The sequence below is a fragment of the Kribbella pratensis genome (assembly GCF_004366075.1).
Lineage (GTDB): Bacteria > Actinomycetota > Actinomycetes > Propionibacteriales > Kribbellaceae > Kribbella > Kribbella pratensis.
The window spans coordinates 276059-300976 of the sequence record NZ_SODU01000004.1 but is presented as its reverse complement, the minus strand read 5'-3'; the positions used below and the strand labels follow the sequence as shown (position 1 = coordinate 300976).

The window sequence follows — 24918 nt, the reverse complement described above, 5'->3', positions numbered from 1 at the left end:
GGGAATCAATGCCAGTCAGTCGTCGTGGTCTCCTGGCCGGAACAGCCGTCGCAGGTGCTGCACTCGCCATACCTGGTACGGCGTCCGCGGCCGGCGCCAGCACCAACACCAGCACCAAGATCGGCCCGGGTGACGCGCGCTACCAGGATCTCGTGCTGCGCGGCCAGAACCGCCGCTTCGTCGGCCGACCCGACTACGTGCGGATGATCCGGTCGGCCGAGGACGCCGTCGCGGCCGTGCAGGACGCGGTCCGCAGCGGGAAGCGGATCGCGGTGCGCGGCGGCGGGCACTGCTTCGAGGACTTCGTGGACAGCAGCGACATCGAGGTGGTGCTGGACATGTCGACGTACGAAGAGGTGACCTGGGACCCGCAGTACCGGGCCTTCTCGATCGGCGCCGGGGCGATCCTCGAATCCGTGTACAAGGAACTGTTCTTCGGGTGGGGCGTCACGGTGCCCGGCGGTGGGTGCCTCGGCGTCGGCGTCGGCGGTCACTTCAGCGGGGGCGGTTACGGGCCGCTGTCCCGCAGGTACGGCTCGGTCGTCGATCACCTGTACGGCGTGGAGGTCGTGGTCGTGGACGCCCGTGGACGGGCGCGATCGGTGGTGGCGACGCGCGACAACGAGCATCGCGACCTGTGGTGGGCGCACACCGGAGGCGGCGGCGGGAACTTCGGTGTCGTCACCCGGTACCTGATGCGGTCTGCCGGGTCGTCCGGCCGGGCACCGGGCGAATCGTTGCCCAAGGCACCGGCCGCGTTGCGGGCCACGCTGCTGCTCTACGACTGGAAGACGACGACGCAGGCCGGCTTCCTGCGGACGGTGCGGAACTGGTTCGACTTCTTCGAGCAGCACAACACGACGGACTCGCCGTACGCGACGCTCTACGCGCCCTTCATCCTCACACACAACTCGGCCGGGCAGTTCCTGCTCTCCACCCAGATCGACGCTGCGGCGCCGAACGCGGCGGAGCTGATGAACGCGTTCAACGCGGCGATGGTGGCCGGCGTGGACCCGAAACCGCAGGTCTTGGACGCTGGTGAGGGACCGTTCCTGCACACCACGATGGAGCGCTCGATCGCCGAGACGGCGTCACCGGGGCGCGGGAAGTACAAGGCCGGGTACCTCAAGAAGGGGTACACCGACGAGCAGATCCTGGCGATGTACCGAGGGTTGACGGACCCGACGTACACCGGCCCGGAGTCGTCGGTGCTACTGATCCCGTACGGCGGCAAGGTGAACACCGTTCCGTCCGACGCGACCGCCGCCGCGCAGCGCGACGTGGTCGCCAAGATGGTTCTCAGCGCGTCCTGGCAGAACGAGACCGACGACGCCAAGAACCTGGCGTGGGCACGGAAGGTGTACGCCGACATCTACCGCGACACGGGCGGTGTCCCGGTCCCGAACGCGATCAACGCCGGGTCGTACATCAACTACCCGGATGTGGACCTGGCGGATCCGGCGTACAACAAGTCGGGTGTGCCGTGGCACGACCTGTACTACCTCGGCAACTACCCGCGGCTGCAGCAGATCAAGTCGAAGTGGGACCCGCGCAACGTGTTCCACCACAAGCTCGCGATCGAGCCGCTGTAGTCACCAGCCGGGGTAGCGGGTGGTCCAGGCGGTGTGCGGCCCGTAGTCGCCGTGCAGCCGCTTGCCCTGGCTGAACTCCAGTGCGAAATCGTCAGCGAGCTGGAGGATGACAGGACGTCCCTCGACGGTGAAGACGAGCTCTGCGGGCAGAGCCGTCTCACCGTGGAGGGCGCCGAGAATGTTCCCGCAGATCGCACCGGTGGAGTCGCTGTCCCCGGAGTGGGTGACCGCGAGCGCGAGGGCATCGAGGAACTGCTCCGGCTCGGGGTACACGAGGGCCGCGTAGACGGCGATCGCGAGCGCCTCCTCCGCGACCCAGCCGCCCCCGAGGCGCTCGACCGTGACCGGGCCGGCCGGTGCCGTCGCGGCCAGGTGCCTGGCGAACGCGAGCGCAGTACTGGTCTCCTCGTGGCCGTCGTGCTTGGTCAGCAGGTTTGTAGCGCTGGTGAGCGCGTCGTCGAGGCTCGCGCCGCCACACAGCTCCCGGATGATCGCGGCCAGCGCACCGGAGGCGAGCTTGCCGGTCGTGTGTCCGTGCGTGTACCCGGCGGCGGTCGCGGCCGAGTCGAAGATCCACTCCGCCGGGAAGTCGTCCGGTAGCAGCCCGAACGGCGCGACCCGCATCACGCCACCGCAACCCTTCGAGTCGTTGACCGTCTGGCCGCCGTACTGCGCGATCCTGGCCTCACCCTTGCGGGCCTGGGTCAATGCGGTGAGGCAGGTGTTACCCGGCGCGCGGCGCGCGTACAGCCACTGCTCGTTGATGAGCCAGCCGTCGTGCTCGCCGCTCGGGCCCGGCAGGTTCTGCGTGTCGAGCCAGCGGTCGTACGCGTGGTGCACGACGCCCACGGTGAAGCCGAGTCCGCGATCGGTTCGCACGCTCGCCCGGATCAGTCCCTCGACCGTGAACAAGGTCATCTGGGTGTCATCGGTGATCGTCCCCGCCGGCCATCCGCCGGCAACGAACGTCCGCAGACCGTCCGGGTGCTTCGCGACGATCGACCGACCGTCCTCGAACTCCACCGGTCCACCCAGCGCGTCCCCGATCGCACCGCCCAGCAGGCACCCACGTACCCGCGCCCGCCACGTCTCCTCAGCCACCCGATTCATGCCAGGACCCTATCCGTGGTGGTGTCAGCGCTACCCCCAAGACGGGATCTGGAGCCAGTTCGCGCGGCGTTCGTTCCTTCTACGGTCGTTGGTAGAGAGCAACCGATCGCCGAAGGAGCGCATCATGACCACCGCATTCCGTCGTACCGCCGGGCGTCTGGCCGTGGCGGCCCTCGCCACAACCGCCCTCACGGGCGCCGCGATCGCCGGCGGTCAGGCAGCCACGGCCAGCACCAGCTGCCAGGACTCGCCGATCGCCAAGACCTTCAACGCCGTCCTCGCCGTCCGCACCGGCCCCACCCAGGACGACGCGACCTGCGGCTGAGGTTGATGAATCTGTCCAGTCTGTCTAGACTGTTCCTGAGGTGATGGTCATGACAGTTACGGCTGGGCAGTGGCAGTTGCAAGAGGCGAAACAGCATTTCAGCGAGCTGATCCGGGCAGTCCTGACCGACGGTCCGCAGATCGTGACAAGGCACGGTCAGCAGGTCGCCGTCGTGCTGGACATCGTGGACTACCGGCGGATGATCGGGGTGGAACTGGTGGATTTCAAAAGCTTCCTGGCCTCGGCGCCGGATCTGAGCGGTCTCGAGATCGAGCGCTCGACCGAGCCGGCGCGGCAGGTCGACTTCGAATGAGCTTTCTGCTCGACACGAACGTGGTGTCGGAGTTCCGAAAGAAGTCCCCGGATGCCGGTGCGGCCGACTGGATCGGCTCGGTCCGGTCGAGTCAGTTGTATCTGAGTGTTCTCGTGGTCGGGGAGATCAAGCAGGGTGTCGAGCGGCTCGCCACCAGGGACCCGAAGCAGGCCGCCTCGATCGAGGACTGGAGACAACGACTGGTCCGGGGCTACGCAGACCGGATCGTCCCGGTGTCCCTGGAAGTCGCCGAGGCCTGGGGTCGTCTGAATGCGGCCGGTCCGCTCCCTCTGGTCGACGGGCTGATGGCCGCGACCGCACTCGTCCACGACTGGACATTCGTTACCCGCAACGCCGCCGACGTCGAGCGCACCGGCGTACGGCTCCTGAACCCCTTCGACAACTGAGACCGCTGTCCGGAAGGCGAACTCGGCGTGAAAGAATCGGGGCATGCTGCGCTGGCTCACCGCCGGCGAGTCGCACGGACAAGCGCTCGTCGCCGTACTCGAAGGTCTTCCCGCAGGCGTTGAGGTCACCACGGATGACGTGGCCGACGCCCTGGCTCGTCGTCGGCTGGGCTACGGCCGCGGCGCCCGGATGAAGTTCGAGCGGGACGAGGTGACGTTCGTCGGCGGCTTCCGGCACGGACTGACCCTCGGCAGCCCGGTCGCGATCCAGGTCGGCAACACCGAGTGGCCGAAGTGGGAGCAGGTGATGAGCGCGGACCCGGTCGACGCGGAAACGCTGGCCGGCCTCGCACGGAACGCGCCGCTGACCCGCCCGCGGCCCGGCCACGCCGACCTGGCCGGCATGCAGAAGTACGGGTTCGACGAGGCCCGCCCGGTGCTCGAGCGCGCCAGCGCCCGCGAGACCGCGGCCCGCGTCGCGCTCGGCGAGGTCGCGGCCCGCTTCCTCCGCCAGGCGTACGGCGTGACGATCGTCAGCCATGTCGTCGAGCTCGGCAGCGTCAAGGCGCCGTACGGCGTGATTCCGGCGTACGCGGATGTCGCGGCGCTGGACGCGGACCCGGTCCGCTGCCTCGACCAGGACGCGAGCAAGCAGATGGTCGCCGAGATCGACGCCGCGCAGAAGGCCGGTGACACGCTCGGCGGCGTCGTCGAGGTCGTCGTCGACGGACTCCCGCCGGGCCTCGGCAGCTACGTGCACTGGGACCGCCGCCTCGACTCCAAGCTGGCCGGCGCGCTGATGGGCATCCAGGCGATCAAGGGCGTCGAGCTCGGCGACGGGTTCGAGCTGGCCCGGACGCCGGGCTCCAAGGCGCACGACGAGATCGTCGCCGAGGACGGCTCGGTCCGCCGTACCAGCGGCCGTTCGGGTGGTACCGAGGGCGGGATGAGCACCGGCGAGACGCTCCGGGTCCGCGCCGCGATGAAGCCGATCGCGACCGTCCCGCGCGCCCTCCGCACGATCGACACCGCCACCGGCGAGGCCGCTGCCGCGCATCACCAGCGCTCGGACGTCTGCGCCGTACCGGCGGCCGGCATCGTCGCCGAGGCGATGGTCGCGCTCGTGCTGGCCGAGGTCTCGCTGGAGAAGTTCGGCGGCGACTCGGTCGCGGAGACCGCGCGCAACCACCAGTCGTACCTGGCGAACCTGCCGAAGACGATCACCCCGCGGGAGTGGGAGTGAGCCCCGTCGTCGTCCTGGTCGGCCCGCCCGGATCGGGCAAGTCCACGATCGCGGCGCTGCTCGCGAAGCGGCTCGGCGTACCGCACCGCGACACCGACACCGACATCGAGGCCGGCGCGGGCAAGCCGATCTCGGACATCTTCGTCGACGAGGGTGAGCCGCACTTCCGCAAGCTCGAGCGGGAGGCGATCGTGGCCGCGCTGCAGGGCGACGGCCAGGTGCTGTCGCTCGGCGGCGGCGCGATCCTCGACGCCGCCACCCGCGCGGACCTGGCCGGCCACACCGTGGTCTTCCTCGACGTCAGCCTGGGGGAGGCGACCAAGCGCGTCGGCCTCAGCGTCGCGCGTCCGCTGCTGCTCGGCAACGTCCGGACCCAGCTACGCAACCTGATGGAGGCGCGTCGTCCGCTGTACGGCGAGGTCGCCAAGCAGACCGTGCTCACCGACGGCAAGACCCCGGACGAGATCGCCGACGAGATCCTGGAGCAGCTCTCGTGAGTGCAAGGATCCGCGTCGAGGCGGCCGCGCCGTACGACGTTGTCATCGGCAACAACCTGCTCGGGGAACTGCCGGCACTGCTCGGTGACGGTGTGCAGCGGGTCGCCGTCGTCCACCCGCGGGCGCTGCGCTCGACCGGTGACGCGATCCGCGACGACCTGACCGGCTCCGGGTTCACCGCGCACGCGATCGAGATCCCGGACGCCGAGGAGGCCAAGACCGCCGAGGTGCTGGCGTACTGCTGGTCGGTCCTCGGACAGGCCGGATTCACCCGCTCGGACGCGATCGTCAGCGTCGGCGGCGGTACGACCACCGATCTCGCGGGACTCGTCGCCGCCACCTGGCTGCGCGGTGTGAAGGTCGTCCACATCCCGACCACCCTGCTCGGCATGGTGGACGCGGCCGTCGGCGGCAAGACCGGGATCAACACGGCCGAGGGCAAGAACCTGGTCGGCGCGTTCTGGGAGCCGGCCGGCGTACTGTGCGACCTCGCCGCACTCGAGACGCTGCCCGTCAACGACTATGTCAGCGGCCTCGCCGAGGTCGTGAAATGCGGTTTCATCGCGGACCCGGTGATCCTCGACCTCATCGAGAAGGATCCGGCCGGCGCCAAGAGCCCGTCGTACGGCGCGACCGAGGAGCTGATTGCCCGGTCCATTCAGGTGAAGGCGGACACGGTCGGCGCGGACCTGCGCGAGCGGACGACCACCGCGGGTGGGCCGATCGGGCGCGAGGCGCTCAACTACGGGCACACACTCGGCCATGCCATCGAGCGCGTCGAGCGCTACAAGTGGCGCCACGGTGCCGCGATCAGCATCGGCATGGTCTTCGTCGCCGAACTGTCCCGCGCCGCCGGCCGCCTGGACGACGCCACCGCCGACCGCCACCGCACCGTCCTGGAATCCCTGGGCCTCCCCGTCACCTACCGCCCCGACGCCTGGCCCCACCTCCAAGACGCCATGAAACTCGACAAGAAGACGAGAGCCGACCGCCTCCGCTTCGTCATCCTCGACGCCCTCGCAAAACCCACCATCCTCGAGGCCCCCGACCCCAGCCTCCTCATAGCCGCCTACACCGAAACCACCTAACCCCACCCCAGCAGTCAATCCAGGGCCGCTGCACAGGATGCGGTGTCGGGGCACCTGCTATTTCCTGTTCCACGTCCCCGTGCGGGGGTGGGGGTGTCCGGATGTGGTCAGATGGTGGGCGGTGGGTTGTGGGATGGGGGTGGGGCGCGCAGGATGCTGGGGATGCCTCGGAAAGGGCTTTCCATATGAGTGAGCGCAAGTATCGGATCGCGATCGTCGGGACCGGAGGGATTGCCGCCTCGCATGCGCGGGCTGTTGCGGCGTTGCCTGAGCGGGCCGAGTTGGTCGCGGCCGTCGACGTTGATCTGGATCGGGCGAAGGAGTTCGCCGCCCAGTGGAACATCCCGGCGACGTACGCGAGCCTGACCGATCTGCTGGCCGCCGGCCAGGTCGATCTGGTCCATCTGTGTACGCCGCCGAACTCGCACGTCCCGTTGGCCGCCGAGTGTCTCGCCGCGGATGTCGACGTGTACCTGGAGAAGCCGCCGACCCTGTCGCTCGACGAGTTCGACGCCCTCGTGGCCGCGGAGGAGAAGTCCGCCGCGCAGGTGGCGTGCGTGTTCCAGCACCGCTTCGGGTCCGGCGCGGTCCGGCTGCGCGAACTGCTCGCCGACGGCCTCCTCGGGCGCCCATTGGTTGCCCTGTGCAACACCGTCTGGTACCGCGACGACGCGTACTTCGCCGTGCCCTGGCGCGGTACGTTCGACGTCGAGGGTGGCGGTCCGACGATGGGCCACGGGATCCACCAGTACGACCTGCTGCTGTCGATCCTCGGCCCGTGGGAGAAGGTGACCGCACTCGCCGCCCGGCAGGCGCGGCCCACGCAGACCGAGGACGTGTCGATGGCGCTCGTGACGTTCGAGAGCGGTGCAGTGGCGTCGATCGTGAACTCCCTGGTGTCGGCGCGCCAGACCTCCCAGCTGCGCTTCGACTGCGAAAACGCGACCGTCGAACTGGAGCACCTGTACGGGTACAAGAACCCCGACTGGACGATCACGCCTGCTCCCGGCCACGAAGAGATCGCCACCGCCTGGTCGACCGATCTGCCGGATGTGGCGAGCGGTCACACCGCACAGCTCGCCGCGATCCTCGACGCCAAGGCCGCGGGCGAACCCACCCCGGTCACGCTGACCGAGGCGCGCAACACGCTCGAACTCGCTGCAGCCATCTACGCCTCCGCGTTCACCGACAAGCCGATCCGCCGCGGTGAGCTCGGCCACGGTACGCCGTACGCACAACGCATGGGCGGCCCCGGCGCCCCCTGGAGTTAGGTCCTCAGCTCGGGCGGTAGCTCCCGGCTGTGCAGGATGTCCAGCCGGGAGACCGCCCGCGTGAGGACGACGTACAGGCGGTTGAGGCCGCGGGTCTCGGAGGCGACGATCTCGGCCGGCTCGAGTGCGATCACGTGGTCGTACTCGAGCCCCTTCGCCAGACTCGCCGGTACGACGGCCACGCGCCCGTCACCGTCCGCCGCCGAGGTCTCGATCCCGGCCGCCTTCAGCGCATCGCTCACCGCCGGCAACTGGTGATCGGCGGCGATGACACCGATCGAGCCCTCCACAGAGAGCGCTCCGCGGATGTGCTCGACGCATGCGGCCGCGAGGTCGTCGACGCGCGTGATGGTCAGTTCACCGTCCGAGCGGAAGGACGTGGTCGGTGGAACCACGACGGCGAGCGCGTCCAGCAGGCGGTTCGCCAGCTCGACCACGGTCGCCGGGACGCGGTACCCGGTGCTCAAAGCAACGATCTCCGCAGCGGGCTTTCCGAGGTGACTGAGCTGCGTCGCCCAGTCGTCGGCCGCCCAAGCCGTCGTACCCTGCGCAAGATCGCCGAGCACCGTGATCGAGGTGTGCTCGCTCCGCCGCGCGATCGCCCGGCACTGCATGGGGGAGAGGTCCTGAGCCTCGTCCACGATCACGTGGCCGTACGTCGGAGAGCGCTCCAGCAACGCGCTCACCTCGTCGAGCAGTACGGCGTCCGCGGCCGTCCAGCGCGCGCTCTTCGCCTTGCGCGGCCGCGACCAGGCGATGGCTCGCTGTTCGTCCGCCGTCAGGAGGCCCACCTGACCGGGATCGCTCAGATACTCGGCCAGCACCTCGTCCGCCTTCAACACCGGCCATACTTCCTCGACGTACGGCGTCACGGCCCGCGCCATCCGCCGTAGCCAGACGCCGTTGCAGTTCTGCCCGCGCGCCTCGGCCTGACGTTGCACCGCGGCGACGAGCCGTGCGATCACCCGCTCGCGACCGGTCAGGTACGTCGTCGCATCGGCCTCGGCCTCGATCACCATCTCCGCGAACTCGTGCTGATTGACCCGCCACTTGTACGACTCGTCCCGCACCACGACCGCCTGTGCCGGCCGCCCGATCCGCCCGTAGACCGCTCTCCGGAGAATCTCGGCCATCCGTACGTCGTGCTTGATCGCGGCCGCCACCGGGTCGTCGACCGCGCGCACCTCGCGATCCAGCAGTTGCTCGATCGTGGTCTGCTCAACGTCCACTTCACCGAGGGTCGGGAGTACGGCGGAGATGTAGTGCAGGAACGCCCGGTTCGGTCCGAGGACGAGGACACCGTTGCGTTCGAGCCGCGACCGGTGCGCATACAGCAGGTAGGCGGCGCGGTGCAGGCCGACCGCGGTCTTGCCGGTCCCCGGTGCGCCCTGGATGCACACCGAGACGTCGAGGCTGGTCCGCACAAGCGTGTCCTGCTCGGGCTGGATCGTGGCGACGATGTCCCGCATCGGACCCACGCGGGCACGCTCGATCTCCCGCCGTACGAGCTCGCTGCCCGAGTCACCAGAACCGTCACCAAGACCCGTCTGGAGATGCTCGTCCTCGAAGCTCGTGAGCCGATTCCCTGACCAGCCGAAGCGGCGGCGGGTGTCGATCCCGCGCGGCTCGACGGCGGACGCCTGGTAGAACGTGGCCGACACCGGCGCGCGCCAGTCGATCACCATCGGCGGGCGGCCGATCGCGTCCGAGATGTGCCGGCGGCCGAGGTAGTACGTCTGGCGGCGGTGCTCGCCGGCCGCCGGGTCCGAGTCGCCGTACGCGATCAGGCCGAAGAACGGCGGGTTGTCGCCCTCCTCACCCATGTCGCGCGCCAGCGTCTTGAGGTAGAAGCCCAGCCGCTCGGCGGTGTACCGGTCGCCCCAGGTGTCCTCGCCGACGACCACGTTCTCCCGCGCGCCCGCGACCATCCGTCGTAGCGCCTCCCGGCAACGATCGGCGTACGCGCGTTCCTCGTCGAGGTCCCTCATCCACCCTCCACAAAAGATTAACTCGGTCAATCTTTTGCCTAGGTTAACATGATCCTGTGACCGGACTCCGCGAACGCAAGAAGCAGCAGACGCACGACGCCCTGTCCGAGGCGGCGATCGCGCTGTTTCTGAAGCGCGGCTTCGACGAGGTGTCGGTGACCGACATCGCCGAGGCGGCGAACGTCTCCAAACCGACGTTGTTCAAGTACTTCCCGACCAAGCAGGACCTCGTCCTGCACCGGATCGCCGACCATCGGCACGAGTCCGCCCGGGTGGTCGCGGCCGCCGGGGTCCCGCCGGTCCAGGCGCTTCGAGAGCACTTCATGGCCGGTCTCACCGCCCGCGACCCGGTGACGGGCCTGAACGACCATCCGCAGGTCCTCGCCTACTACAAGCTCGTCTTCAGTACCCCCGCCCTCACGACCCGGCTGCACCAGTTCATGGACGACGACCAGCACGCCCTCGCGACCGCCCTCGGAGGCGATCTCGCGGGCGAGCTCCTTGCCGCCCAGGCGGTGTCGGTCCAGCGGGTGCTGTCCCGCCGCAACTGGGAAGCCATCGAGGCCGGGCAGCGGGCCGCCGACCGCTACCTGGACGCGGTGACCGAGGCCGAGATCGCCTTCGACGGCCTGCCGCTAGGGTGAAGGCTGTGACGGATGTGAGCAGGCGGGTGCTGGTGCTGAACGGGCCGAACCTCGGGCGGCTGGGGTCGCGGGAGCCGGAGAAGTACGGTACGACGACGTTCGCCGAGCTGGTCGGGGTGTGTGAGAAGACGGGCGCCGAACTCGGGTTCGAGGTCGACGTACGGCAGACCGACGACGAGGCCGAGTTGGTCGGCTGGCTGCACGAGGCCGCGGACGGCCGGATTCCCGTCGTTCTGAACCCGGCCGCGTTCACCCATTACTCGTACGCGTTGCGGGACGCGATCGCGCAGCGGACCGCTCCGTTGATCGAGATCCACCTGACCAATCCGGCCACCCGCGAGGAGTTCCGGCACACCAGTGTGGTCGCCGGGGTGGCGACCGGGACCATCGCCGGCTTCGGGCTCGACTCGTACCGGCTGGCGCTCCGCGCGCTCATCACCCTGGATTCATAACCAATCTGCCCTTTCGGGCATCAGATGGTTGTGACGACACAACAAGTGGGGGAACCGCTCGGTGAGCAGCACCGTATTCCGGTCTGGGTCAAGGCACTCGACCCGCTGTCGCAGTTCGGGCTGGTGCACACGCTGCGGCAGTGCCCGGAGATCAGCCTGATCGGTGACGCCGACCTGGCGGCGCAGCGACCCGCGCAGTCGGCCGACCAGCGCATTGCACCGCCAGTGGTCGCGTTGGTCGCCGTCGACTCGCTGGACGCCGGTGCTGTTCAGGTACTGCGGGCCGCGACGCAGCGGGGCTGCCGGACCGTGCTGATCGGCAGCACGATCGACGACGAAGCGCTGATGACAGCGGTCGAGCTGGGGGTCTCCGGCGTACTACGGCGTACCGAAGCGACCGGTGACCGGATTGTGCACCTGGTGCAGGCCGCCGCCGCGGGTGACGGCAGTCTGCCTCCGGACCTGCTGGGGCGGCTGCTCGGTCAGGTGTCGCGGATGCAGCGGCAGGTGCTGGCACCGCGAGGACTGTCCCACACCGGTCTGTCCGACCGGGAGACCCAGGTACTGCGACTTGTCGCCGACGGCAAGGACACACAGGAGATCGCCCGGGAGCTGTCCTACTCTGAGCGCACGGTCAAGAACGTCCTCCACGACGTCACCAGCCGTCTGCAGCTCAGGAACCGCTCCCACGCCGTCGCCTATGCGCTGCGCGAGGGACTGATCTAGGCGCTGGGCTGCCGGTCGTACCTGTGCAAACGCAAGGGCTGCCAGCACGATGAGACCGCCGACTGCCTGCAGTGCGGTGAGGTGCTGAGCGAGGACCAGCCAGCCCACTGTGGTCGCTACTACGGGGCTCAGCAGTCCTAGGAACGTGACCTCGGTCGGAACGAGTTCCCGGAGTCCGCGGAACCAGAGTGCATAGGCGACTGCCGAGCCGAACAGCGCCAAGTACGCGTAGCCAGCGAGGTTCCGCAGTGTGAAGGCGGGGAAAGCGCCCTCGACCAGGAAGGCCACTGGTAGGAGCACCAGTCCGCCGGCGACGAGCTGCCAACCAGTAGTGGCCAGCAGGGGAGCAGGTGACGTCCAGCGCTTGCTGAGTACGACGCCGAATGCCATGACGACCGCAGCGCCGGCGGCTGCGAGTACGCCCCACATGTCGAGTCGTGCGGTAGCCCGCAGCACGAGCAGACCGACGCCGAACACGCCGGCCAGCGCAGTGATAACGGTGCGCATTGACAGGCGCTGGCGCAGCAGACCAGCTGATAGCAAAGCGACCAGTAGCGGCTGGATCGCTCCGACGGTCGCGGCCACGCCACCTGGCAGCCGGTACGCACCGACGAACAGGAACGCGTTGAAGGCGCCGATGTTGAGCGTGCCGAGGAGCAGCGAGCGCCACCACCACCTGCCGCGCGGCAGGACACGGGTGACCGCGACGAGCAAGAGGCCGGCCGGCAGCGCACGCAAGAGTGCGGCCAGCAGGGGGCGGTGGGGCGGGAGGAACTCGGTGGTCACCACGTAGGTCGTGCCCCAGAGCATTGGCGCGATGGCCGTGGTCAGGAGGACGGTGGAGCGTCGATTGCTTAGCACTAAGATAAAGTATCTCAGCGCTAAGGAACTTACAAGTCCCTCAGCGCTAAGCGATCTGGCGCTAGGCTGAGTGGATGGCAGATCACGTCGACCTGGTGCTCGAGCAGTGGCGTGTGCGGCGGCCGGACCTGGATCCGTCGCCGATGGGCATCATCGGGCGGATGAGCCGCCTCGGCGCGCTGTTCGACGCCGAGCTGCGGCGGAACTTCAGCAAGCACGACCTGGACCGCGCGTCGTTCGACGTACTGGCGACCCTGCGGCGCAGCAACGCCGAGCACAGTCTGACGCCGGCCGGGTTGATGCACTCGTCGATGGTCACGTCGGGAGCGATCAGTCAGCGGCTGGATCGGCTGGAGGCTCGCGGACTGGTGACGCGTGCGCCGAGTGAAACCGACCGCCGTGGTGTGCTGGTGACCCTGACACCCGAGGGCCTCGAGCTCATCGACAAGGTGCTGCCGACGCATGTCGACACCGAGTCGCAGCTACTCGCCGGACTGTCGGCGGCTGAACGCGAGCAGCTGGCAGGTCTGCTGCGGACCCTGCTGGAGTCGCTCGGGGACAAGCGGGACCAGTCATGACGGGTGCCAGCAGTGACTCGGCATTGGCGGACGCGCAGCTACATCACTGTGACGTGGGAGGAGTAGCCCGCGGCGGGTTGCTGACGGTCTGCCACAGCTCCTCGATGTCGGAGCGATCCTCCGGCTCAGGTACGTCGACCCAGCCGCTGGCCCACACGTTCTCGTCACGGTCGTTGACGTTGAAGATCGACTCCGCGAACGCCGCCGAACCGACGTACCGCTCCTCATCAGGCTCATCCGGTACGTCGGCACCCTGCTGAGCGGCCGGCGGCGCGACCAAGGTGCGAGCGTACTTCTGCGCCTCGAGGATCCCCATCTCACGCTCGTCACTCAGCAACCGGATCGCGCCGACCTCGTTGCCCGCGTTCATCAGGTCCCGCACCCTGGTGTCCAGGTCCTGCTTCGTCGACGGCAGGTTGTTCTGCTGCGGGCGATGCGCCGGCGGCTGGTACGGCCCCGGGTTGTACTGCACCGGATGCTGCGAGGGCTGGAACTGCGCCGGCGGCTGGTACGGCGTACCGAAGGCGGGCTGCTGTGCCGCCTGGCCGGGGGAGTTCCGCTCGCCCATGTGTCGTGGCTGCCGCCCGTTCTGCAGGAGTTGCTGAAGAACGGCCGCGGCCTGCTGACTGCCCTGCGCACTCCCGGTCTGCATCTGCCCTGGTATCGGCGCCGGAGGTGGTCCACCCGGCCCGGCGGCCTGAGTGAACTGGCCCTGGAACTGGACCGGCTGGTTGCCGCCCTGCTGGGCCTGGATGCGCTCGATCAGCGCCTGCATCCGGGCGTTCTGCTTGGCGTTGCCGCCGCCGGACTGCTGCTTGGCTTTGTTGATCAGGCCGACCACGATCATCACCACGACGAAGATCACGAACCCCGTCATCAGCCGGCCTCCTGGCACCTCGATGGACGATCCGGAGCTCCAGCGTACGGCCCCCGGGGTCCGGCCGAACGCACGAATCGGAGGAATGCGGTAGTCACCGCTACAATTTGTCGTTACCGCTGATCGATTTCGAAGGGCATACCCGCGTGGCATCGACGAACGACCTCAAGAACGGCATGGTGCTCGACCTGGACGGACAGCTGTGGTCCGTCGTGTGGTTCCAGCATCACAAGCCGGGCAAGGGCGGCGCCATCGTCCGGACCAAGCTGAAGAACGTGCTGTCCGGCAAGGTGGTCGACAAGACGTTCAACGCCGACGTCAAGGTCGACGTGGCCACGGTCGACAAGCGTGACATGACGTACCTGTACAACGACGGCACGTCGTACGTCTTCATGGACAAGAGCACCTACGACCAGCTGCAGCTGACGCCCGAGGTGGTCGGCGACGCGGTGCACTTCCTGCTGGAGAACCAGGACGCCATCGTCGCGGTGCACGACGAGCTTCCGCTGTACGTCGAGCTCCCGGCCTCGGTCGAGCTCACGGTCGAGTACACCGAGCCGGGTCTGCAGGGCGACCGCTCCAGCGGCGGCACCAAGCCGGCCAAGCTGGAAACCGGCTACGACATCCAGGTCCCGCTCTTCCTGACCACCGGCGAGAAGGTCAAGGTCGACACCCGCACCGGGGACTACCTCGGCCGCGTCACCTCCTGAGCAGCGCAACCTCTAGGGAAAGTCGACAACAGAAGATGTCTGCCCGGAGCAAGGCCCGCAAGCGCGCCCTCGACGTGCTGTTCGAGTCGGAGGTCAGGGGGTTGCCGGTCGGCGGCACCCTGGCTGACCGGGTGGCCGACAACGATCCGCCGGTGAACGAGTTCACCGTGGCGCTGGTCGAAGGGGTCGCGAAACACAGCGAGCAGATCGACGACCTGCTCGAGACCCACTCGGTCGGCTGGACGCTGGACCGGATGCCGGCCGTCGACCGGAACATCCTGCGGATCGGCACCTACGAGCTGCTGTTCGACGACCAGGTGCCGGACGTGGTCGCGGTGAGCGAGGCGGTCGCGCTGGCGCGGGACCTGTCGACCGACGAGTCCCCGACGTTCGTCAACGGCCTGCTGGCCAGACTGCTGCAGCTGAAGCCCACACTGGGCGTCTGAATCGCTGCTGGGAAGTGAGGGGGGCGAGCCCTCTCTCAGGCCCGGTGACCGTCTCGGTACGGTCCCGGGCCGCCGTTGCGTCCCCGTGTGCGGCCGGTGAGGTGGCACCTGCCGCTTGGTGCTGCGTTGTCCTGCGTTGCACTGCGTTGGTGGTGCTCTGTTCCGTCTGCTGAGGAAGGCGGGCGGCCGTGGGCCAGCTGCTACAAGCCCCGACCGTCTGGTGCCTTCGCCAGATTGCTGCCTTCTCAGGCGTCAGGCGCCGGCGGCCTCGGACGTTTCCTCGACGTCACCCTTCGCCTCCGGGTTCAGTACACCCCAGGAGATGAAGCGCTCGGTCAGCGTCGTCGGCGATTCGTCGTAGATCACCGCGAGCGTCCGCATGTCGTCCTGACGGATCGACAGCACCTTTCCGTTGTAGTCCCCACGCTGAGCCTGGATCGTGGCCGCGTACCGCGTCAGCGGACCGGCCTCGCTCGCGTCGAGGTGTTGCAGGGCCTCCAGGTCGAGGATCAACCGGGGAGGAGCGGCAGCCGCGGCAGCCGCGCTGGCGGACCCAGGGAGCAGTTCACGGATCGGCACGCCGTAGAAATCGGCGAGCTCCGCGAGCTTCTGGACCGTGACGGCTCGATCGCCGCGCTCGTACGAGCCGACGACAACCGCCTTCCAGCGACCCTTGGACTTCTCTTCCACGCCATGCAGCGACAAACCTTGCTGCTGGCGGATGGCACGTAGCTTGCCACCCAGTGTCTTCGCGTATTCGCTCGGCACGCTGGTTCTTCCCTCCGACTAGTTTCGTCATGTCCGGCCCCGCAGGGAACGGGCCCGATAGTGAAACCCCCCTCGATTACACAGAGTAACAATATTCTGGGCCGGAGGCCAGCGTCAAGACGGCGTGTCACATCCGATACCATGTCAAGCGGTCCGAACGTCCTTTAAAGACCCGTCCAGAGAGGCGGGAAAGGAGGAACGGTAGCGATGAGCCCTGCCCAGCGTGCAGAGCACCCCGAGATTTCGCAGCCGCCGAAACGCAGCAGCCGCGAGGTCCTCGACGCTTCCGACATTTCCCGGGCACTGACCCGGATCGCCCACGAGATCCTCGAGCGGAACCGCGGCGCCGACCCGGTCGTCCTGCTCGGCATCCCCAGCCGTGGAGTCCCGCTCGCGCAACGCGTCTCGGCCCGGATCCAGGCCGTTGAGGGGCAGAGCGTGCCCACGGGATCACTCGATGTGACCATGTACCGCGACGACATCGGTCTCAAACCACCACGCGGCCTCGAACACACCGACATCCCGGCAGACGGTATCGACGGCAAGGTCGTGGTGCTCGTCGACGACGTGCTGTTCTCCGGCCGGACGATCCGCGCGGCCCTCGACGCGCTCGGCGACATCGGCCGCCCGCGCGCCGTCCAGCTGGCCGTCCTGGTCGACCGCGGCCACCGCGAGCTGCCGATCCGCGCCGACTACGTGGGCAAGAACCTGCCGACCTCCCTGGTCGAGCGGGTCACCGTGCACCTGACCGAGTTCGACGGCGAGGACGCCGTACTGATCGCCGACAAGGCGCCGACTGGGGTGAAGGCATGAAGCACCTGCTGAGCGCCGCGGACCTGAGCCGCGACGAGGCGCAGCTGATCCTCGACACCGCCGAGGAGATGCGGTCGCTGGCCGACCGCCCGATCAAGAAGCTGCCCGCGCTGCGCGGGCGGACCGTGGTGAACCTGTTCTTCGAGGACTCCACCCGGACGCGGATCTCGTTCGAGGCAGCCGCCAAGCGGCTGTCCGCGGACGTCATCAACTTCTCCGCGAAGGGCTCGAGCCTGAGCAAGGGCGAGAGCCTGAAGGACACCGCGCTGACCCTGCAGGCGATGGGTGCCGACGGCGTCGTCTGCCGGCACGGATCGTCCGGTGCGCCGCACCTGCTGGCCAAGTCGGGCTGGATGACCGGGTCGGTGGTCAACGCCGGCGACGGCACGCACGAGCACCCGACGCAGGCGTTGCTCGACGCGTTCACGATGCGCCGGCACCTCGGCTCGCTGGAGGGCCGCCGGATCACGATCGTCGGCGACGTCCTGCACTCGCGGGTCGCGCGGTCGAACGTGCTGCTGCTCTCGACCCTCGGCGCCGAGGTCACCGTGGTCGCCCCGCCGACGCTGGTGCCTGTCGACATGAGCAGGTGGCCGTGCGCCACGTCGTACGACTTCGACGCGGTGCTGCCGAAGAGCGACGCGGTGATGATGCTGCGGGTGCAGCGGGAGCGGATGAACGACGCGTTCTTCCCGAGCGCCCGCGAGTACACGCGCCGCTACGGCCTGGACAAGAACCGGATGGCGCAACTGCCGGACGAGGCGATCGTGCTGCACCCCGGGCCGATGAACCGCGGGATGGAGATCAGCGCCGAGGTCGCCGACTCCACCCGCTCCGTGATCGTCGAGCAGGTCACCAACGGCGTGGCGATCCGGATGGCCGTCCTGTACCTGCTGCTATCTGGAAGCAACGAGACCGAGGAGCAAACGGCATGACCGCATACCTGATCACCGGCGCACGGATCGTTGGCGGTGACCAAGCGGACCTGCTGATCGACAACGGCGAGATCGTTGCCATCGGCTCCGGTCTCGACGCGCCCGCCGACGCGCAGACGATCGATGCGCACGGGCTGGTCGCGCTGCCGGGTCTCGTGGACCTGCACACGCACCTGCGCGAGCCCGGCCGGGAGGACGCCGAGACGGTGTTCACCGGCACCCGTGCGGCCGCGAAGGGCGGCTTCACCGCGGTCTTCGCGATGGCGAACACCGACCCGGTCGCCGACACCGCCGGTGTGGTCGAGCAGGTCTGGCGCCTCGGCCGCGACGCCGGGTACGCCGACGTGTACCCGATCGGCGCGGTCACGGTCGGACGGAAGGGCACGCAGCTCGCGGAGCTCGGCGCGATGGCGGACTCCGCGGCCCGGGTCCGGGTGTTCTCCGACGACGGCGACTGTGTCTGGGACGCCGCGCTGATGCGCCGCGCGCTCGAGTACGTGAAGGCGTTCAACGGTGTGATCGCTCAGCACGCACAGGAACCGCGGCTCACGCAGGGCGCGCAGATGAACGAGGGGGCGCTCTCCGGCGTTCTCGGCCTGACCGGCTGGCCGAGTGTCGCCGAGGAGGCGATCATCGCCCGCGACATCCTGCTGAACGCGCACGTCGGGTCGAAGCTGCACGTCTGCCACCTGTCCACGAAGGGCTCGGTGGAGATCGTCCGCGCGGCGAAGCGCCGCGGGCTTGAGGTGACCGCTGAGGTCACCCCGCACCACCTGCTGCTGACCGAGGAGCTCGCCGCGTCCTACAACCCGGTCTACAAGGTGAACCCGCCGCTGCGCACCAAGGAGGATGTCGAGGCGGTCCGCGAGGGCCTGGCCGACGGCACGATCGACATCGTCGCCACCGATCACGCGCCGCACCCGGTCGAGGACAAGGACTGCGAGTGGAGCGCTGCCGCGTTCGGGATGACCGGCCTGGAGACAGCTCTCTCGGTGGTCCAGCAGGCGATGATCGACACGAAGCTGCTGACCTGGGCCGACGTCGCGGACCGGATGAGCTACCGGCCGGCCGCGATCGGTCAGGCCGCCGAGCACGGCCGCCCGCTGGAGGCCGGTGCGCCGGCGAACGTCGTCCTCTACGACCCCAGGGTCGAGCGGACCGTCGTACCGGACGAGTCGGTGTCGCTGTCGCGGAACACGCCGTTCGACGGGATGACGCTGCCCGGCAAGGTGGTCGCGACGTTCCTGCGCGGTACGCCGACCGTCCTGGACGGTGAGCTCACCCGGTGAGGGCGTTCCTCGGCATTCTCGGCACGCTGCTGGTACTGGCAGCGGGCTACTTCGGCATGTACCGGGGCTGGCGGAACCGCCAGGCCCGGCAGGCCGACCTGGCGCCCCTGCCCACGGCGCCAGAAGAGACGACCCGCGGCGTGGAGGGTGTTTACGTCGCGACGACGAGCGCAGGCGACTGGATGGACCGGATCGCCGTGCACGAACTGGGCGTCCGCGCCACCGCGGACCTGGCCGTCAGTGAGGCCGGCCTGATCTTCCACCGGCAGGGCGCGGCGGATGTCTTCATCCCCGCGGACCACCTGACCGGGGTCCGGACCGACCGTGGGATCGCCGGCAAGGTGACCGCGGAGAAGTCCGGCCTGGTCGTGGTCACCTGGACCCACGACGGCCGTGAGCTCGACACCGGGTTCCGTCCGCGTCGTAAGGCCGACACCGCCGCCCTGACCGCATCCATCTCGACCTTGATCGGAGCACAATGAGCCAGCCGGCCCATCAATCGGCACTGCTCGTTCTCGAGGACGGCCGGTCGTTCGCCGGTACGTCGTACGGCGCGACCGGATCCACGTTCGGCGAGGCGGTGTTCACCACCGGGATGACCGGTTACCAGGAGACACTGACCGACCCGTCGTACCACCGGCAGATCGTCACCCAGACCGCGCCGCACATCGGCAACACCGGGATCAACGACGAGGACGACGAGTCGCAGAAGATCTGGGTCGCCGGGTACGTCGTCCGCGACCCGGCCCGGGTCCCGTCGAACTGGCGCGCGAAGCGATCGCTCGACGACCAGCTGAAGGGCCAGCAGATCGTCGGGATCTCCGGGATCGACACCCGCGCGCTGACCCGGCACCTGCGGGAGCGTGGCGCGATGCGCGCCGGGATCTCCACCGAGATCCTGGACCCCGCCGAGCTGCTCCAGAAGGTCCTCGAGCAGCCGCCGATGGTCGGCGCCGACCTCGCGTCGGAGGTGACGACGCATCTGCCGTACGTCGTACCGGCCGAGGGGGAGAAGCGCTTCACGGTGGTCGCGCTCGACCTCGGGATCAAGACGATGACGCCGAAGCGGATGTCCGAGCGCGGCATCGAGGTCCACGTGATGCCTGCGAACACCTCTTTGGACGAGATCCTCGCGGTGAACCCGGACGGCATCTTCATGAGCAACGGCCCGGGCGACCCGGAGACCACCGAGCACCCGACCACGCTGCTGAAGGAACTGCTGCAGCGGGGGAAGCCGTACTTCGGGATCTGCTTCGGCAACCAGGTGTTCGGACGGGCGCTCGGACTGGGCACGTTCAAGCTCAAGTACGGGCACCGCGGGATCAACCAGCCGGTGCTCGACCGGGCCACCGGCAAGGTCGAGATCACCGCGCAGAACCACGGGTTCGCGGTGGACGCGCCGATCGGCGAGACGGTGGAGACGCCGTACGGAACGGCGGAAGTCAGCCACGTCTCGCTCAACGACAACGTCGTCGAAGGACTCAAGCTGACCGGCAAGGACGGCCGCGTGCTGGCCTTCTCGGTCCAGTACCACCCGGAGGCGGCGGCCGGTCCGCACGACTCGGCGTACCTCTTCGACCGGTTCGTAGAGCTCATGGAAGGGCGGAACTGATGCCGCGCAGGACAGACATCGATTCGGTCCTGGTGATCGGATCCGGACCGATCGTGATCGGCCAGGCCTGCGAGTTCGACTACTCCGGGACCCAGGCCTGCCGGGTGCTGAAGGAGGAGGGGTTCCGGGTCGTCCTGGTGAACTCCAACCCGGCCACGATCATGACCGACCCGGAGTTCGCCGACGCCACGTACGTCGAGCCGATCACCCCGGAGTACGTCGAGAAGGTGATCGAGAAGGAGCGCCCGAACGCGCTGCTCGCCACCCTCGGCGGGCAGACCGCGCTGAACGCGGCGATCGCCCTGCACGACAACGGCGTACTGGAGAAGTACGGCGTCGAGCTGATCGGCGCGTCCGTCGACGCGATCCAGCGCGGCGAGAACCGGGAGTCGTTCAAGCAGATCGTCGAGAAGCTGGGTGCGGAAACAGCGCGTTCCCGGATCTGCCACACGCTCGACGATGTGATGGGTGCGGCCGCCGAGCTCGGCTACCCGCTGGTGGTGCGGCCGTCGTTCACGATGGGCGGCGTCGGCTCCGGGATGGCCTACGACGAGGCGGACCTGCGCCGGATCGCCGGCGCCGGACTGCAGGCCAGCCCGACCACCGAGGTGCTGATCGAGGAATCGATCCTCGGCTGGAAGGAGTACGAGCTGGAGGTGATGCGCGACAAGGCCGACAACGTCGTGATCATCTGCTCGATCGAGAACGTCGACCCGATGGGCGTGCACACCGGCGACTCGGTCACGGTCGCGCCGGCGATGACGCTGACCGACCGTGAGTACCAGGTGATGCGGGACCTCGCGATCGGCATCATCCGTGAGGTCGGCGTCGACACCGGCGGCTGCAACATCCAGTTCGCGGTCAACCCCGACGACGGCCGCCTGATCGTCATCGAGATGAACCCGCGGGTGTCCCGCTCGTCGGCGCTGGCGTCGAAGGCGACCGGCTTCCCGATCGCGAAGATCGCCGCCAAGGTCGCCATCGGCTACACGCTGGACGAGATCCCGAACGACATCACCCGGCAGACGCCGGCCAGCTTCGAGCCGACGCTGGACTACGTGGTGGTGAAGGTGCCGCGGTTCGCGTTCGAGAAGTTCCCGGCCGCGGACGCCACGCTGACCACGCACATGAAGAGCGTCGGCGAGGCGATGGCGATCGGCCGGAACTACACCGAGGCGCTGCAGAAGGCGCTGCGGTCGCTGGAGAAGCCGGAGGCCCGGTTCTCCTGGGCCGGCCAGCCCGCCAGCGAGCTGGAGCCGTTGCTGGAGGCAATCAGGACGCCGCAGGACGGCCGGCTGCGGATCGTCATGGACGCGATCCGCGCCGGTGCCACGCCGGAGCAGATCTTCGACGCGACCAAGATCGACCCGTGGTTCGTGGACCAGTTGTACCTGATCCACGAGACCGGTCTCCAGGTTGCGGCCGCGCCGCGGCTGACGCCCGACGTCATCAAGCTGGCCAAGCGGCACGGGTTCTCCGACCTGCAGCTCGCCGAGATCCGCGGCCTGACCGAGGACGTCGTCCGCGGTGTCCGGCAGGCGCTCGGGATCCGGCCGGTCTACAAGACGGTCGACACCTGTGCGGCCGAGTTCAAGGCCGAGACGCCGTACCACTACTCGTCGTACGACGAGGAGACCGAAGTCGCACCGCGTGACACCCCCGCCGTCCTGATCCTCGGCTCCGGGCCGAACCGGATCGGCCAGGGGATCGAGTTCGACTACTCCTGCGTGCACGCGTCGATGGCGCTGCGCGAGGCCGGCTACTGCACGGTGATGGTGAACTGCAACCCGGAGACGGTCTCGACCGACTACGACACCTCCGACCGGCTGTACTTCGAGCCGCTCACCTGCGAGGACGTGCTCGAGATCGTCTACGCCGAGTTGCAGGCCGGACCGGTCGCCGGCGTGATCGTCCAGCTCGGCGGCCAGACGCCGCTCGGGCTGGCGCAGCGCCTCGCGGACGCCGGCGTACCGATCGTCGGGACCTCGCCCGAGGCGATCCACCTGGCGGAGGAGCGCGGCGCGTTCGGCAAGGTGCTCGCGGATGCGAAGCTGCCGGCGCCGAAGCACGGTACGGCGATGTCGGCCGAGGCGGCCCACGCCGTCGCCGAGGAGATCGGGTTCCCGGTGCTCGTCCGGCCGTCGTACGTGCTGGGCGGTCGCGGGATGGAGATCGTCTACAGCTCGGCCGAGCTGACCGCGGCGCTGGACCGGCTGAGCGCCGGCTCGGGCTCGTGGGAGCACCCGGTGCTGATCGACCGGTTCCTCGACGACGCGGTCGAGATCGACGTCGACGGGCTGTTCGACGGCGAGGAACTGTTCCTCGGCGGCGTGATGGAGCACATCGAGGAGGCCGGCGTGCACTCCGGCGACTCGTCCTGTGCGCTGCCGCCGATCACGCTCGGGAACGCGGACATCGAGAACATCCGTCGCTCGACCGAGGCGATCGCGCGCGGAGTCGGCGTACGGGGCCTGCTGAACGTCCAGTACGCGCTCGCCGGCGACGTCCTCTACGTGCTGGAGGCGAACCCGCGGGCGTCCCGGACGGTGCCGTTCGTGTCGAAGGCGACCGCGACACCGCTGGCCAAGGCCGCGGCCCGGGTGATGCTCGGGGCAACTATTTCTGAGTTGCGGGGCGAGGGTCTGCTGCCGGCTACCGGGGACGGCGGGACGCTGCCGCCGACGACGCCGATCGCGGTCAAGGAGGCCGTGATGCCGTTCAACCGGTTCCGGACCATCGACGGTTCGTCGGTCGACACCGTGCTCGGGCCCGAGATGAAGTCCACCGGCGAAGTGATGGGCATCGACGACACGTTCGGTACGGCGTTCGCCAAGTCGCAGGCGGGGGCGTCGCAGCCGCTGCCGATCAACGGCAAGGTGTTCGTGTCGGTCGCGAACCGGGACAAGCGGCACATGATCTTCCCGGTCAAGCGGCTGGCAGATCTCGGCTTCCAGATCTACGCGACCGAAGGCACGGCCGACGTCCTGCGGCGCAACGGCGTCGAGGCGGTCACGGTCCGCAAGAGCAGCCAGGGCCCCGGCCCGAACGGTGAGCCGACGATCGTCCAGATGGTCCAGGACGGCGAGCTGAACCTGATCGTCAACACGCCGATCGGGATCACCCAGGGCGGTTCGCCGCGGATCGACGGGTACGAGATCCGCAGCGCGGCGGTGGCGCGGAACATCCCGTGCATCACCACCGTGCAGGGGCTCGCGGCCGCGGTGCAGGGGATCGAGGCGCAGCGCGCCGGCGACATCGGCGTCCGGTCGCTGCAGGACTGGGTGCCGAGGATCCGCGGTGTATAGGCGAGTGGTCCGGCCGGTCCTGTACCGGCTGGGTCGCGGTGACGCGGAGGTCGCCCACGAGCAGACGCTGAACGGTATGCGCCTCCTGGGGCGCATACCGGGCGCCGCCGCGGCCGGGTCCCGCCTGTTCGGCGTCCCGGCTCGTCGCGGCCACTCGGCCTCGGCTCGTACGGTCTTCGGGATCCGGTTCCCGTCACCGGTCGGCCTGGCGGCCGGCATGGACAAGAACGGGATCGCCCTTCGCGCGTGGCCCGCGATCGGGTTCGGATTCGTCGAGGTCGGCACCGTGACGGCGCATCCGCAACCGGGCAACGAGAAGCCTCGGTTGTTCCGCCTCGTCGAGCACGAGGCGGTCATCAACCGGATGGGCTTCAACAACCTCGGCAGCGAGGCGTTGGCCGCGCGATTGGCGGCGTACGGCGACCTGGGCTACCCGCTCGGCATCTCGATCGGGAAGTCGAAGGTGACACCACTGGAGGAGGCGATCGAGGACTATGTGACCTCACTGCGCCGCCTCTACCGGTACGGCGACTACTTCGCGGTCAACGTCTCCTCGCCGAACACGCCGGGATTGCGCTCTCTCCAGGACGCAGGCCACCTCCGCGAATTGCTGACCGCGCTGCACGCCGAAGCGGCCTCGCTGACCGTCGCCGGGCTGGCTCCGAAGCCGATCCTGGTGAAGATCGCGCCGGACCTGACCACGTCGGCGATCGACGAGCTCCTCCAGGTCTGCACCGGCACCGGCGTCGCCGGGATCATCGCCACCAACACGACGATCGACAGGGCGGGCGTCTCGGGGCATCCGCTGGCGGGTGAGACCGGCGGCTTGTCCGGGCGGCCGCTGGCCGAGATGTCGGCGAAGGTCGTCGCGCACATCCACGCGGAAACCGGGGGAGCACTCCCCGTGATCGGAGTCGGGGGGATCGTGGAACCGTCGGACGCGGCCCGGCTCTTCGACGCGGGCGCGAGCCTCGTCCAGGTGTACACAGGATTGATTTATCGCGGGCCGGGGCTGATCCGGCAGATCAACAGGAGATTGCCTTGAGCAACGAGACCTTCGGGAGCGAC

General features: G+C 68.8%; 25 protein-coding genes and 1 pseudogene. 21 read left to right on the top strand and 5 right to left on the bottom strand.

All coding sequences use genetic code 11. The features are described from left to right. Window positions 1–8: 8 nt before the first annotated feature. Entirely contained in the window at window positions 9–1592 is a 1584-nt protein-coding gene (locus EV137_RS33880) for an FAD-binding oxidoreductase (RefSeq protein WP_134132178.1), read from the top strand. On the opposite strand, the gene EV137_RS33875 is transcribed toward EV137_RS33880, so the two are convergent. Beyond that, window positions 1593–2702, bottom strand: coding sequence for an ADP-ribosylglycohydrolase family protein (locus tag EV137_RS33875; RefSeq protein WP_134132177.1), 1110 nt, complete (start codon window positions 2700–2702; stop codon window positions 1593–1595). It lies immediately after the preceding gene. Between the two features lie 124 nt (window positions 2703–2826). On the opposite strand from EV137_RS33875, the gene EV137_RS33870 reads away from it, so the two are divergent. From EV137_RS33870 to EV137_RS33840, 7 genes are all read left to right on the top strand, one after another. Next, complete coding sequence (locus EV137_RS33870) at window positions 2827–3027, top strand: hypothetical protein (protein ID WP_134005634.1); 201 nt, start codon at window positions 2827–2829, stop codon at window positions 3025–3027. 49 nt (window positions 3028–3076) lie between these two features. Continuing rightward, window positions 3077–3340: a type II toxin-antitoxin system Phd/YefM family antitoxin gene (locus EV137_RS33865; RefSeq protein ID WP_202870700.1), complete on the top strand. Its 264-nt coding sequence runs from the start codon at window positions 3077–3079 to the stop codon at window positions 3338–3340. Then, window positions 3337–3747: a type II toxin-antitoxin system VapC family toxin gene (locus tag EV137_RS33860; RefSeq protein ID WP_134132176.1), complete on the top strand. Its 411-nt coding sequence runs from the start codon at window positions 3337–3339 to the stop codon at window positions 3745–3747. The genes EV137_RS33865 and EV137_RS33860 overlap by 4 nt, the downstream gene beginning before the upstream one ends. Window positions 3748–3790: 43 nt before the next feature. Then, window positions 3791–4990: a chorismate synthase gene (gene aroC / locus EV137_RS33855; RefSeq protein WP_134005630.1), complete on the top strand. Its 1200-nt coding sequence runs from the start codon at window positions 3791–3793 to the stop codon at window positions 4988–4990. After that, window positions 4987–5487, top strand: a complete 501-nt coding sequence (locus tag EV137_RS33850; protein WP_134132175.1) for a shikimate kinase — start codon at window positions 4987–4989, stop codon at window positions 5485–5487. The genes aroC and EV137_RS33850 overlap by 4 nt, the downstream gene beginning before the upstream one ends. Further along, window positions 5484–6575, top strand: a complete 1092-nt coding sequence (aroB, locus tag EV137_RS33845) for a 3-dehydroquinate synthase (RefSeq protein WP_134132174.1) — start codon at window positions 5484–5486, stop codon at window positions 6573–6575. Before EV137_RS33850 ends, aroB begins: the two co-directional genes overlap by 4 nt. 185 nt (window positions 6576–6760) lie before the next feature. Next, window positions 6761–7846 carry a Gfo/Idh/MocA family protein gene (locus EV137_RS33840; RefSeq protein ID WP_134132173.1) on the top strand — a complete coding sequence of 362 codons (1086 nt, stop codon included), beginning with the start codon at window positions 6761–6763 and terminating at the stop codon, window positions 7844–7846. Here EV137_RS33840 and EV137_RS33835 read toward each other — a convergent pair. Continuing rightward, window positions 7843–9834: a HelD family protein gene (locus tag EV137_RS33835; protein WP_134132172.1), complete on the bottom strand. Its 1992-nt coding sequence runs from the start codon at window positions 9832–9834 to the stop codon at window positions 7843–7845. The genes EV137_RS33840 and EV137_RS33835 overlap by 4 nt on opposite strands. A 56-nt stretch (window positions 9835–9890) precedes the next feature. Between EV137_RS33835 and EV137_RS33830 the strand changes: the two genes are divergently transcribed. Genes EV137_RS33830 through EV137_RS33820 form a run of 3 tightly spaced genes read left to right on the top strand, consistent with a single transcriptional unit; the run spans window position 9891 to window position 11656 of the window. Continuing rightward, window positions 9891–10478 (top strand): TetR family transcriptional regulator, encoded by a 588-nt coding sequence (locus tag EV137_RS33830; protein WP_134005620.1) that lies wholly within the window; start codon window positions 9891–9893, stop codon window positions 10476–10478. Window positions 10479–10492: 14 nt separating this feature from the next. Continuing rightward, window positions 10493–10930 (top strand): type II 3-dehydroquinate dehydratase, encoded by a 438-nt coding sequence (gene aroQ / locus EV137_RS33825; RefSeq protein WP_134132739.1) that lies wholly within the window; start codon window positions 10493–10495, stop codon window positions 10928–10930. Between the two features lie 45 nt (window positions 10931–10975). Beyond that, on the top strand, window positions 10976–11656 hold the full coding sequence (locus EV137_RS33820) for a helix-turn-helix transcriptional regulator (RefSeq protein WP_238175800.1): 681 nt from the start codon (window positions 10976–10978) through the stop codon (window positions 11654–11656). Between the two features lie 39 nt (window positions 11657–11695). Here the strand turns inward: EV137_RS33820 and EV137_RS33815 are convergent. After that, window positions 11696–12517 (bottom strand): annotated as a pseudogene (locus EV137_RS33815) (EamA family transporter); the annotation flags it as partial. A 74-nt stretch (window positions 12518–12591) separates the two neighbouring features. On the opposite strand from EV137_RS33815, the gene EV137_RS33810 reads away from it, so the two are divergent. Beyond that, window positions 12592–13095, top strand: coding sequence for a MarR family winged helix-turn-helix transcriptional regulator (locus EV137_RS33810; protein WP_134005616.1), 504 nt, complete (start codon window positions 12592–12594; stop codon window positions 13093–13095). 43 nt (window positions 13096–13138) lie between these two features. On the opposite strand, the gene EV137_RS33805 is transcribed toward EV137_RS33810, so the two are convergent. Next, on the bottom strand, window positions 13139–13972 hold the full coding sequence (locus EV137_RS33805; protein ID WP_134132170.1) for a polyadenylate binding domain-containing protein: 834 nt from the start codon (window positions 13970–13972) through the stop codon (window positions 13139–13141). 146 nt (window positions 13973–14118) lie between these two features. Between EV137_RS33805 and efp the strand changes: the two genes are divergently transcribed. Further along, window positions 14119–14682 carry an elongation factor P gene (gene efp, locus EV137_RS33800; protein ID WP_133790465.1) on the top strand — a complete coding sequence of 188 codons (564 nt, stop codon included), beginning with the start codon at window positions 14119–14121 and terminating at the stop codon, window positions 14680–14682. Window positions 14683–14717: 35 nt separating this feature from the next. Beyond that, complete coding sequence (nusB, locus tag EV137_RS33795) at window positions 14718–15128, top strand: transcription antitermination factor NusB (RefSeq protein ID WP_134005612.1); 411 nt, start codon at window positions 14718–14720, stop codon at window positions 15126–15128. A gap of 252 nt (window positions 15129–15380) precedes the next feature. Here nusB and bldD read toward each other — a convergent pair whose 3' ends face one another. Beyond that, window positions 15381–15896 carry a transcriptional regulator BldD gene (gene bldD / locus EV137_RS33790; protein ID WP_133790468.1) on the bottom strand — a complete coding sequence of 172 codons (516 nt, stop codon included), beginning with the start codon at window positions 15894–15896 and terminating at the stop codon, window positions 15381–15383. A 207-nt stretch (window positions 15897–16103) separates the two neighbouring features. Here bldD and pyrR point away from each other — a divergent pair, with 207 nt between their 5' ends. Genes pyrR through EV137_RS33755 form a run of 7 tightly spaced genes read left to right on the top strand, consistent with a single transcriptional unit; the run spans window position 16104 to window position 24895 of the window. Next, entirely contained in the window at window positions 16104–16709 is a 606-nt protein-coding gene (gene pyrR / locus EV137_RS33785; protein WP_134132169.1) for a bifunctional pyr operon transcriptional regulator/uracil phosphoribosyltransferase PyrR, read from the top strand. Continuing rightward, window positions 16706–17644, top strand: coding sequence for an aspartate carbamoyltransferase catalytic subunit (locus EV137_RS33780; RefSeq protein ID WP_134005608.1), 939 nt, complete (start codon window positions 16706–16708; stop codon window positions 17642–17644). The genes pyrR and EV137_RS33780 overlap by 4 nt, the downstream gene beginning before the upstream one ends. Next, window positions 17641–18933: a dihydroorotase gene (locus tag EV137_RS33775; protein ID WP_134005606.1), complete on the top strand. Its 1293-nt coding sequence runs from the start codon at window positions 17641–17643 to the stop codon at window positions 18931–18933. The genes EV137_RS33780 and EV137_RS33775 overlap by 4 nt, the downstream gene beginning before the upstream one ends. Then, a complete protein-coding gene (locus EV137_RS33770; protein ID WP_134005604.1) occupies window positions 18930–19415 on the top strand; it encodes a PH-like domain-containing protein in 486 nt (161 codons plus the stop codon). The genes EV137_RS33775 and EV137_RS33770 overlap by 4 nt, the downstream gene beginning before the upstream one ends. Then, entirely contained in the window at window positions 19412–20545 is a 1134-nt protein-coding gene (carA, locus tag EV137_RS33765; protein WP_134132168.1) for a glutamine-hydrolyzing carbamoyl-phosphate synthase small subunit, read from the top strand. Before EV137_RS33770 ends, carA begins: the two co-directional genes overlap by 4 nt. After that, complete coding sequence (gene carB / locus EV137_RS33760) at window positions 20545–23850, top strand: carbamoyl-phosphate synthase large subunit (protein WP_134132167.1); 3306 nt, start codon at window positions 20545–20547, stop codon at window positions 23848–23850. The genes carA and carB overlap by 1 nt, the downstream gene beginning before the upstream one ends. Continuing rightward, the gene (locus tag EV137_RS33755; RefSeq protein WP_134132166.1) at window positions 23843–24895 is read left to right on the top strand and encodes a quinone-dependent dihydroorotate dehydrogenase; all 1053 of its coding nucleotides are present in this window, start codon (window positions 23843–23845) and stop codon (window positions 24893–24895) included. The genes carB and EV137_RS33755 overlap by 8 nt, the downstream gene beginning before the upstream one ends. The last annotated feature ends 23 nt before the right edge of the window (window positions 24896–24918 follow it).